Origin of the sequence: Acetobacterium sp. (genome assembly GCF_036508315.1) — a bacterium.
GTDB lineage: Bacteria > Bacillota > Clostridia > Eubacteriales > Eubacteriaceae > Acetobacterium.
In genome coordinates this window covers 1-9,220 of record NZ_DATCHP010000041.1, presented here as the reverse complement: position 1 = coordinate 9,220, position 9,220 = coordinate 1, and the positions used below count along the sequence as shown (strand labels likewise).

At 39.4% G+C, this 9,220-nt stretch carries 12 protein-coding genes; all 12 read right to left on the bottom strand.

Annotated features, from left to right (window positions below; genetic code table 11):
• Window positions 1-95 precede the first annotated feature (95 nt).
• On the bottom strand, window positions 96-1,910 hold the full coding sequence (gene typA / locus VIK44_RS05660; RefSeq protein ID WP_331552871.1) for a translational GTPase TypA: 1,815 nt from the start codon (window positions 1,908-1,910) through the stop codon (window positions 96-98).
• Between the two features lie 87 nt (window positions 1,911-1,997).
• Window positions 1,998-2,390 carry a 30S ribosomal protein S9 gene (gene rpsI, locus VIK44_RS05655; protein WP_331552870.1) on the bottom strand — a complete coding sequence of 131 codons (393 nt, stop codon included), beginning with the start codon at window positions 2,388-2,390 and terminating at the stop codon, window positions 1,998-2,000.
• 23 nt (window positions 2,391-2,413) lie between these two features.
• Window positions 2,414-2,851 (bottom strand): 50S ribosomal protein L13, encoded by a 438-nt coding sequence (gene rplM / locus VIK44_RS05650; RefSeq protein WP_331552869.1) that lies wholly within the window; start codon window positions 2,849-2,851, stop codon window positions 2,414-2,416.
• 185 nt (window positions 2,852-3,036) lie between these two features.
• Window positions 3,037-3,771: a tRNA pseudouridine(38-40) synthase TruA gene (gene truA / locus VIK44_RS05645; protein WP_331552873.1), complete on the bottom strand. Its 735-nt coding sequence runs from the start codon at window positions 3,769-3,771 to the stop codon at window positions 3,037-3,039.
• Window positions 3,772-3,797: 26 nt separating this feature from the next.
• Window positions 3,798-4,619, bottom strand: a complete 822-nt coding sequence (locus VIK44_RS05640) for an energy-coupling factor transporter transmembrane component T (protein ID WP_331552868.1) — start codon at window positions 4,617-4,619, stop codon at window positions 3,798-3,800.
• 4 nt (window positions 4,620-4,623) lie between these two features.
• Window positions 4,624-5,478 carry an energy-coupling factor transporter ATPase gene (locus VIK44_RS05635; RefSeq protein WP_331552867.1) on the bottom strand — a complete coding sequence of 285 codons (855 nt, stop codon included), beginning with the start codon at window positions 5,476-5,478 and terminating at the stop codon, window positions 4,624-4,626.
• Window positions 5,469-6,326: an energy-coupling factor transporter ATPase gene (locus tag VIK44_RS05630; protein ID WP_331552866.1), complete on the bottom strand. Its 858-nt coding sequence runs from the start codon at window positions 6,324-6,326 to the stop codon at window positions 5,469-5,471. The genes VIK44_RS05635 and VIK44_RS05630 overlap by 10 nt, the downstream gene beginning before the upstream one ends.
• Window positions 6,327-6,418: 92 nt before the next feature.
• Entirely contained in the window at window positions 6,419-6,760 is a 342-nt protein-coding gene (gene rplQ / locus VIK44_RS05625; RefSeq protein ID WP_331552865.1) for a 50S ribosomal protein L17, read from the bottom strand.
• Between the two features lie 7 nt (window positions 6,761-6,767).
• Window positions 6,768-7,727, bottom strand: coding sequence for a DNA-directed RNA polymerase subunit alpha (locus VIK44_RS05620; RefSeq protein ID WP_331552864.1), 960 nt, complete (start codon window positions 7,725-7,727; stop codon window positions 6,768-6,770).
• 72 nt (window positions 7,728-7,799) lie between these two features.
• Entirely contained in the window at window positions 7,800-8,429 is a 630-nt protein-coding gene (gene rpsD / locus VIK44_RS05615; protein WP_331552863.1) for a 30S ribosomal protein S4, read from the bottom strand.
• A gap of 16 nt (window positions 8,430-8,445) precedes the next feature.
• Window positions 8,446-8,838 (bottom strand): 30S ribosomal protein S11, encoded by a 393-nt coding sequence (gene rpsK / locus VIK44_RS05610; protein WP_331552862.1) that lies wholly within the window; start codon window positions 8,836-8,838, stop codon window positions 8,446-8,448.
• Window positions 8,839-8,851: 13 nt separating this feature from the next.
• Window positions 8,852-9,217 carry a 30S ribosomal protein S13 gene (gene rpsM, locus VIK44_RS05605; RefSeq protein WP_331552872.1) on the bottom strand — a complete coding sequence of 122 codons (366 nt, stop codon included), beginning with the start codon at window positions 9,215-9,217 and terminating at the stop codon, window positions 8,852-8,854.
• Between the last annotated feature and the right edge of the window lie 3 nt (window positions 9,218-9,220).

The following is a 9,220-nucleotide window of genomic DNA, read 5'->3' as shown; positions in this document are numbered from 1 at the left end:
TAAAAATCAAAGTATCTTCTTAGAACACCAAACACAATCATGGAAAATATCTCAATAATAAAAAAAACACCTTACGGCGTCTTTTTTATCATCATTTATCGACCGTATCTTTTACGATCCAACTCTGATAACAGTTTCTTTCGTATGCGAATATCGGTTGGTGTTAATTCCACCAATTCATCATCGTTAATAAATTCTAAAGCTTGTTCCAAGGTCAATACTTTTGGCTCAACTAATTTTAAAGCCTCATCTGTACCGGAAGAACGAACATTGGTCATTTTCTTGTTTTTAGTAGGATTGACGGTCATATCATCAGCTCGGTTATTTATTCCAATAACCATACCTTCGTAGACTCTAGTTCCTGCTCCAACCATCATTTCACCACGATCACTTAAATTAAACAGTGAATACGCCATGGTTTCTCCGTTAAATTGGGAAATAAGCACGCCATTCTGACGCTGTGGAATATCACCCTTGTGATCTTCGAATGCTGCGAAACGACGAACTAACGTCCCTTCACCATGGGTATCATTAATGAATTCACTTTGGTAACCCAGTAAACCACGGGTTGGAACTAAAAATTCTAACCGGGACCAGCCTTCATCACTGTACATGCCCTCCATACGACCTTTTCTGCCATTTAACTTTGAAATAACAGTGCCTGCATATTTTTCAGGTACAGTAATAATGACGCTTTCAATCGGTTCGAGAAGTTTGCCTTTTTCGTCCCGGTGCATAATAACTTCAGGTTTCGAAACCGCAACTTCATAACCTTCTCGTCGCATGTTTTCTAAAAGAATTGACAGGTGAAGTTCTCCACGTCCTGAAACCTTAAAGCCATCGGTGGTATCTTCAAGATCCTCAACCAATAATCCAACGTTCACTTCCAGCTCTTTCGCCAGACGTGCCCGAATATGTCGAGTCGTCACAAATTTTCCAGACTCACCGGCAAATGGTGATTTGTTGACAAGAAAGTTCATTGAAAGTGTTGGCTGTTCAATCTCGATCAGTTCCATGGGTTGAACCTGATTGATTTCGCCAATGGTTTCACCAATAGAAATGTCAGGGATTCCCGCAACAACAACAATATCCCCTGCTTTGGCTTCTTTAACTTCCACACGGGCTAAACCACGATAAACAAAGACCTGGTTTATCTTTTCTTTCTTAAAGGTGCCATCCTGTTTAGCTACTTCAATTTGTTCACCGGCATGAATCGTACCTGAATATATTTTACCAATTCCCAGACGTCCAATATAATCATCATAGGCAAGGGTTGAAACCTGCATTTGCAAAGGTTCCAGGCTTAAATCATCCTGTAAACCGACATGCTCAACAATGGTTTCAAAAAGAGGCTGTAAGTCCTTCTGTTCATCAGCCATATCTCTGATGGCAGTCCCTTCTTTAGCAACGCCATAAAGAACCGGAAAATCCAATTGTTCATCAGTGGCTTTAAGCTCGACAAAAAGGTCGAAAACCATATCAACAACTTCTTCAGCTCGTTGATCTTTTTTGTCAATCTTGTTAACAAAAAGAATCGGGTTTAATCCCTTTTCCAGTGATTTATTGAGTACAAAACGAGTTTGAGGCATGGGTCCTTCACTGGAGTCCACTAAAAGAACAACTGTATCGACTGTTTTTAGGATTCGTTCAACTTCAGATGAAAAATCCGCATGTCCTGGAGTATCCACGATATTTATTTTAATATCCTTGTACATGATAGAACAGTTTTTTGAGTAAATGGTAATTCCACGTTCACGTTCCAGATCATTGCTGTCCATAACGCAGTCCACGACCTCCTGATTTTCTCTAAAAACATTGCTTTGTGCTAAAAGGGCATCTACCAAAGTAGATTTTCCGGCATCGACGTGGGCGATGACAGCAATGTTGATAATGGGTTGTTTGTTATTCATAAATTCCTGCTTTCTTAATTTATTATAGCGTAACACTGAAAAGTCCTGCAACATTGAATGTCGCAGGACTTTGAAAAAAGTCTGATATTAACGTTTTGAAAACTGTGGAGCACGACGGGCTTTTTTAAGACCGTATTTTTTTCTTTCAACCATTCTGGAGTCACGGGTTAAGTATCCGGCACGTTTCAGTGCTGGTCTCAGGTTAACATCCACTTCAAGCAATGCACGGGAAATCCCATGTCGGATCGCTCCGGCCTGTCCTGTAAATCCGCCGCCATGAACATTGACAATCACATCGAATGTATCCAATGTGTCTGTTAATTTTAATGGTTGTCTGGCAATAACCTTCAGTGTTTCCATTCCGAAAAATTCATCTATATCGCGACCGTTAATGGTAAATTTACCAGTTCCTGGTAATAAACGAACTCGGGCAACCGAGGTTTTTCTTCTTCCAGTTCCTAAATATTGTATAATAGCCATTCTCTATTTTCTCCTTCTCAGCATTAAAATTCGTATACTTCTGGTAATTGAGCAGCGTGTGGATGTTCGGTACCGGCATAAACTTTAAGTTTTGTAGCAACCTTGTCACCCAGCTTGTTATGTGGGATCATACCCTTTACTGCTTTAAAAATCAAAAGCTCTGGTTTTTCAGCTAAGAATTTTCTGTAGGTCATTTCCTTTAATCCACCGCAATATCCAGAATATGTTTTGTATAATTTCTGATCCAATTTGTTTCCTGTTAAAACAATCTTATCGGCATTAATAACAATGACGAAATCTCCAGTATCCATGTGTGGGGAAAACATTGGTTTGTTTTTCCCTCGTAAAATATTAGCAACTTCCGTCGCTAATCGTCCTAAAACCTTACCTTCTGCATCAATAACATACCATTTACGGTCTATTTCATGAGACTTGGCCATAATTGTGGCGTTCGCATTCATCTCAAAAGTCCTCCTCAGTTCAATAATATTCTTAATAATTTCATTTTGGTTTTTCGACAAAGTGGGATTCATCGAAAATCGTTTTCGTCTGTATCGGGGCTAGTGATACATTAACGTCCACAGTTAATTCTATAGCATCTTGCCGTGTGTGTCAAGTTTTTTGTCATGTTTTCCAATAATTTTTTCTAATAAAATACTTCCTTTAAATATAACCCCTGGGCCGGAGCTGTAATCCCAGCCTTGCAGCGGTCCATTCCCAGGATGATCCCGGAAATTGAACGAGGGTCTAATCGATGAGATCCCACCTCAAAAAGTGTGCCCGCCATAATCCGAACCATGTTATAGAGAAAGCCATTCCCGATAAAGGTTATTTCCGAAAGGTCATCTTTCTTATTAAAGGAAATACTATCAATTCTTCTTACCGTTGTTTTTACTGAGCTTCCACTGGCCATAAAGGCTTTAAAATCATGTTCTCCGATAAATAACCCGGCCGCTTCTTCCATGGCTTTCCAATCTAGGGATTGGTTGACCTGAAAAGCCAGATCCGATTGAAAAGGACTTCCAACAACGGCCTCATAGATTTTATAAAGATAACACTTTCCCTTTGCATTGTAACGACTGTGAAAATTCATATCGCATTCTTTGCTTGACAGAATGCGAATATCATCTGGTAACTTAGTATTGATTGCTTTGAAAAACTGTTCCGGCGGGATCGTCGCAGATGTAAAAAAATTAGCACACTGACCTAAGGCGTGAACCCTGGCATCCGTTCGACCAGAGCCGATAAGGTTCACTTTTTCGCCGGTTAATTGATAAATGGCTCCGCTAATAACTTCCTGAATCGTGATTCCATTGGGCTGAATTTGCCAACCGCAATAATGAGTTCCCCGATAGCTGATAATCAGCTGTATATTTTTTATTATTTTCAAATTATTCATCTTTTTCTCTAAACTGGAAACAGAAGTGGAATATTGATTATGGTTGTGGCTATAAATCCGCCCATCATAACAATCATTATCACAAAAGCAGCCACATCACGACGTGCAAATATGAGTTGTTTCATCCGCGTTCTATTTTCCCCGCCACGGTAGCAGCGCGCTTCCATTGCGGTAGCAAGTTCATCTGCTCGACGAAAAGCTGAAATAAATAATGGCACCAAAATCGGGATCAGATTTTTCGCCCGTGAAATAATATTTCCGGTTTCAAAATTTGCTCCTCTGGCTTTTTGCGCCTTCATAATTCGATCGGTTTCTTCCATTAATGTTGGAATAAAACGAAGTGCAATTGACATCATCATCGCTAACTCATGGGCATAACGTCTCACAAAAGGAATGAACTTCATGCACCATTCCATGCCATCGGTTAAATCAATGGGCGAAGTGGTTAATGTCATCACACTGGTTCCAATAACAAGAAATATCAATCTAAGCGCCATGAAAGTTGCTATTTTTGTGCCTTCCAGGGTAATATTAAAAGGTCCAAAGGATGCAATAATCGTCCCTGGTGTCATAAATAAATTTAAGATCACCGTTAATAATATGATCAGTACTAAACCTTTAATCCCTCTGAGAATATAGCCTACCGGAATTTTAGATATGAGAATGACGACTGCTAATAAAAGAGCGGCAGCCAGATATCCCCATAGATTATTTATAAAAAATAATACAACAACAAAGGCTGTTGTGAATAGTATTTTTGTTCGCGGATCCAGTTTATGGATAATGGACCCGGTTGGATAAAATTGTCCAATTGTTACATCTTTTAACATTAATTTATCCTCTTATAACCCTGAGAATTTCTTTTTTAGCAGCTTCCACTGTGAAAATATCTTCTCGAATTTCTGGATATTTCTTCTTTAAGCGTCGCATGAGATATGTCACCTCTGGCACAGCCAATCCGATTTTTTCCAGCGTATCAATCTCAGTAAAGACACGATTCGGCGTATCATAGTATACTATTTTTCCCTCGTTCATTACCAGAATTTTTTCTACCAGTTTCCCGATATCCTCCATACTATGGGATACCAGGATCACTGTATTTTTTTTCTCACGATGCATGGTTTTGATCTGCTCAAGAATCTCGTCACGGCCTCTGGGATCAAGCCCTGCAGTTGGTTCGTCAAGAATCAGCACTGATGGTTCCATGGCTATAACACCGGCAATGGCCACTCGCCGCATTTGTCCGCCTGAAAGCTCAAAGGGGGATTTATCTTTTACCTCATCATAATTCAAACCGACCATTTTTATGGAATTACGGACGCGCTCATCGACTTCTTTTTCTGATAATCCTTGATTTTTGGGTCCAAAGGCAACATCTTTGTGAACTGTTTCTTCAAAAAGCTGATGCTCCGGGTATTGAAAAACAAGACCAATGCGATGACGTAATTGAATGAGTTTAGATTTTTTTTGGGCAAAAATATCCGTTCCATCAACAATTACTGTTCCTGATGTTGGAATCAATAATCCATTGAGATGTTGGATTAAAGTTGACTTACCCGAGCCGGTATGTCCGATAATTCCGACGAAACTTCCATCTTCAATGGTGATGTTAATATTTTCAAGCGCCTGGAATTCAAAGGGTGAACCCTGGGAATATATATGTGTCAAATTTTTAATTTCTACTGACATAGTGCTGCCACCATTTCTTCTATGCTAAGAATATTATCGGAAATATCCAAACCTTCGTTTTTTAGCTCATAGGCGAGTTCTGTCATTTGGGGTACGTCCAATCCAATCTTTTTAAGACCCTGTACATTCTTAAAGATTACCTCTGGAGTCCCTTCCATAACTATTTTTCCTTTATCCAGCACAATAATGCGATCTGCATCAATGATTTCATTCATAAAGTGTGTTATGTGAATCACCGTCATATGTTTATCTTGATTTAGTTTTTTAATGGTTCCCATGACCTCCCGACGACCGGATGGATCCAGCATAGCCGTCGGTTCATCAAAGATAATGCATTCAGGTTCCATTGCCAGAATTCCGGCAATGGCAATCCGTTGCTTCTGACCGCCTGATAATTGGTGGGGTTTTTGATGAGCATAAGCTTTCATTTCTACAGTAGCCAGGGCTCGATTCACCCGTTCTCTGATTTCTTGTGGGGGAACACCAAGATTTTCCGGTCCAAATGCCACATCTTCTTCTACAATGGTTGCCACCAACTGATTATCAGGGTTTTGAAAAACCATTCCCGCAGTTTGGCGGATATCCCAGAGATGTTCCTGGTCTTTGGTATTAAAACCATTGACTAAAACATTCCCCTGGGTTGGAAAGATAATGGCGTTAAATAGTTTAGCAAGAGTGGATTTACCTGAACCATTATGGCCGATAATCCCTACAAACTCACCTTTATTTATATGAAAATCGATCCCATCAAGGGCGATGACATTTTCTTCTTCATTGTTGTGTGGATAAACAAAACTAACGTTTTGTACTTCAATCATTCTTTTTTTTGTTTCCATTGTCACTTTCATTTCACCTGCTTTGGTGTTTATCACTGGTATTTTTAAATACAAGAAAGGGATCAGGCGTATTAAAACACCTTAATCCCCTTCTCCAGTATAAGTTATACTAATTCAATTATGGCCATTTCTGCGCCATCGCCGCGACGTGGTCCAACACGATAAATTCGAGTGTAACCGCCGGGTCGTTCATTATATTTAGGTGCTATTTCGTCAAACAATTTTTTTACTACAACTTCTTGTGTAATATATGCAATTGCCTGTCGTCTGGCATGTAAGTCGCCTCTTTTACCAAGTGTGACCATCTTATCAGCTAATCTTTTTACTTCCTTTGCTCTAGTTACGGTTGTTTGAATCTTACCGTGTTCTAAAAGAGCGGTTGTAAGATTACGCAATAATGCTCTACGTTGATCAGAGGGACGGCCTAGTTTTCGATATCCCGCCATAGTATTATTACTCCTTTGCCTTTTCTTCTTCTTGACTCAAGGACAATCCAATTTCTGCTAGTTTGTGCTTGATTTCATTGAGTGATTTACGTCCGAGGTTACGAACTTTTATCATATCCTCTTCGCTTTTTAGTGTTAATTTTTCGACGGTGTCAATATTGGCACGTCTCAAACAATTACTGGACCTTACAGAAAGTTCTAATTCTTCAATCGACATTTCGCGAATGCGTTCTTTTTCACTTTCTTCTTTTTCAACCATGATTTCCACCGTGGTGGCATGTTCAGTCAAATTGATGAACAGGTTAAGATGTTCACTTAAAACCTTAGCCGCAAGGGATAATGCCTCCTCGGGAGTCGTGGTACCATCAGTCCAGATATCCAGTGTCAGTTTATCAAAATCAGTGATTTGTCCCACACGGGTATTTTCCACAAGGAAAATAACTTTTTTAATAGGGGAAAAAATCGAATCCATAGGAATAGTCCCAATGGGCATTCCCGGGTATTTATTTTTATCTGCTGCGACATAGCCTCGTCCCTGTTCAATACGCATTTCCATATTAAGCGTTGAGCCCTTAGATAAGGTTGCAATGTGCATTTCAGGATTTAGAATATCCACATCAGAATCTGCGAGGATATCACCTGCTGTGATGACGCCTTCTTCTGATGCCTCAATATAGATGATTTTTGGTTCATCTACATAAATTGCAGCTGCCAGACCTTTAAGATTCAAAAGGATTTCGATGACATCCTCTTTCACTCCGGGAATGGTGGAAAATTCATGTAACACGCCTTCGATTTTAACAGATGTCACAGCGACCCCTGGAAGGGATGACAACATAATTCTTCTTAGACTATTGCCAAGCGTTGTTCCATAACCTCGTTCCAAAGGTTCAATTACAAATCGGCCATAGGTTTCATCATCTGTTTTATTGATAATTTCAATGATTGGTTTTTCAAATTCGATCATTTATTCAAGACCCTCCTACTTATTTTAAATCCATCCATTAACATGAGGGTTAATTGGTTCCCGAACATGTATCTATTTAGAATACAATTCAACAATAAGATGTTCAGCAATTTCAATGTCTAAGTCTTCAACTGCTGGTCTGCCAATAATTTTTCCTGATAGTATTTCCAAATCATTTGATAACCATGGTGCGATCGTTCTGCTTTCTGTTACTTCCAGGATATCTTTGAATTTTTGAGATTTCTTACTTTTTGGTCGAACTTCAATCACATCACCTTCTTTGGTAATGTATGATGGAATATTCAGTTTCTTGCCGTTAATCAGGAAATGTTCATGATCTACTAATTGACGCGCTTCTTTACGGGAAGTTGCCATGCCCAATCTGTAAACCACATTATCTAAACGTGATTCCAAATGGATTAGTAAGTTATGTCCGGTAATTCCTTTTTGTTTTTCAGCAATTTCAAAATAGCTTCTGAATTGTTTTTCTAAAATCCCATAAATACGTTTTGCTTTTTGCTTTTCACGTAATTGCAGGCCATATTCAGACACTTTTGTTCTTCTTTTTCCATGTTGACCTGGTGGTGTTGGACGTCTTTCGAACGCACATTTATTGGTTGAGTAACAACGTTCGCCTTTTAGGTACAATTTTGTACCTTCCCGCCGACATTGTCTACATGAAGCTTCTATATTTCTTGACATTATATTCGCCCTCCCATTATACTCGTCGTCGCTTAGGTGGTCGACAGCCATTATGTGGAATTGGTGTTACATCACGTATTAAGGTAATTTCCAATCCAGCTGCCTGTATAGCACGAATCGCTGCCTCACGACCGGAACCAGGACCTCTAACTAAAACTTCAACGCTTTTCATACCGTGTTCCATGGCCGATTTAGCTGCTTCTTCTGCTGCCATCTGTGACGCAAAAGGAGTGCTTTTTCGAGAACCTTTAAATCCTAAACCGCCTGAGCTAGCCCAGGTTATAGCATTACCAGCCATATCAGTAATGGTAACAATGGTGTTATTGAAAGAAGATTGAATATGGGCTTGACCACGTTCTATGTTCTTTTTAACTCTCTTAACTTTTCTTCTTGCTTTCTTTACTGCCATTTTTTAAGCCCTCCTATTTCTTTCTTCCAACGGTTCGTTTAGGACCCTTACGAGTTCTAGCATTCGTTTTTGTCTTTTGCCCTCTTACAGGAAGACCTCGACGATGACGTAAACCTCGATAAGATCCAATTTCAATAAGTCGCTTAATGTTCAGGTTTACTTCTCTGCGAAGATCACCTTCAACAGTGTATTTTTCATCAAGAATATTTCTTAGATCATTGATTTCAGTTTCGGTCAGATCCTTTGTTCTGGTATCTGGGTTAATATTCAACGCTTTTAAGATCTGTAATGATCTTGAATGTCCAATACCATAAATATAAGTTAATCCAATTTCTACCCGCTTATCTCGGGGCAAATCGACTCCGGCAATTCTTGCCATAGG

Bases quoted from the DNA above. Each gene is read 5' to 3' on its own strand.
- typA (WP_331552871.1), bottom strand. From the start codon at position 1,910: ATGAATAACAAACAACCCATTATCAACATTGCTGTCATCGCCCACGTC.
- rpsI (WP_331552870.1), bottom strand. From the start codon at position 2,390: ATGGCTATTATACAATATTTAGGAACTGGAAGAAGAAAAACCTCGGTT.
- rplM (WP_331552869.1), bottom strand. From the start codon at position 2,851: ATGAATGCGAACGCCACAATTATGGCCAAGTCTCATGAAATAGACCGT.
- VIK44_RS05640 (WP_331552868.1), bottom strand. From the start codon at position 4,619: ATGTTAAAAGATGTAACAATTGGACAATTTTATCCAACCGGGTCCATT.
- VIK44_RS05635 (WP_331552867.1), bottom strand. From the start codon at position 5,478: ATGTCAGTAGAAATTAAAAATTTGACACATATATATTCCCAGGGTTCA.
- VIK44_RS05630 (WP_331552866.1), bottom strand. From the start codon at position 6,326: ATGAAAGTGACAATGGAAACAAAAAAAAGAATGATTGAAGTACAAAAC.
- rplQ (WP_331552865.1), bottom strand. From the start codon at position 6,760: ATGGCGGGATATCGAAAACTAGGCCGTCCCTCTGATCAACGTAGAGCA.
- VIK44_RS05620 (WP_331552864.1), bottom strand. From the start codon at position 7,727: ATGATCGAATTTGAAAAACCAATCATTGAAATTATCAATAAAACAGAT.
- rpsD (WP_331552863.1), bottom strand. From the start codon at position 8,429: ATGTCAAGAAATATAGAAGCTTCATGTAGACAATGTCGGCGGGAAGGT.
- rpsK (WP_331552862.1), bottom strand. From the start codon at position 8,838: ATGGCAGTAAAGAAAGCAAGAAGAAAAGTTAAGAGAGTTAAAAAGAAC.
- rpsM (WP_331552872.1), bottom strand. From the start codon at position 9,217: ATGGCAAGAATTGCCGGAGTCGATTTGCCCCGAGATAAGCGGGTAGAA.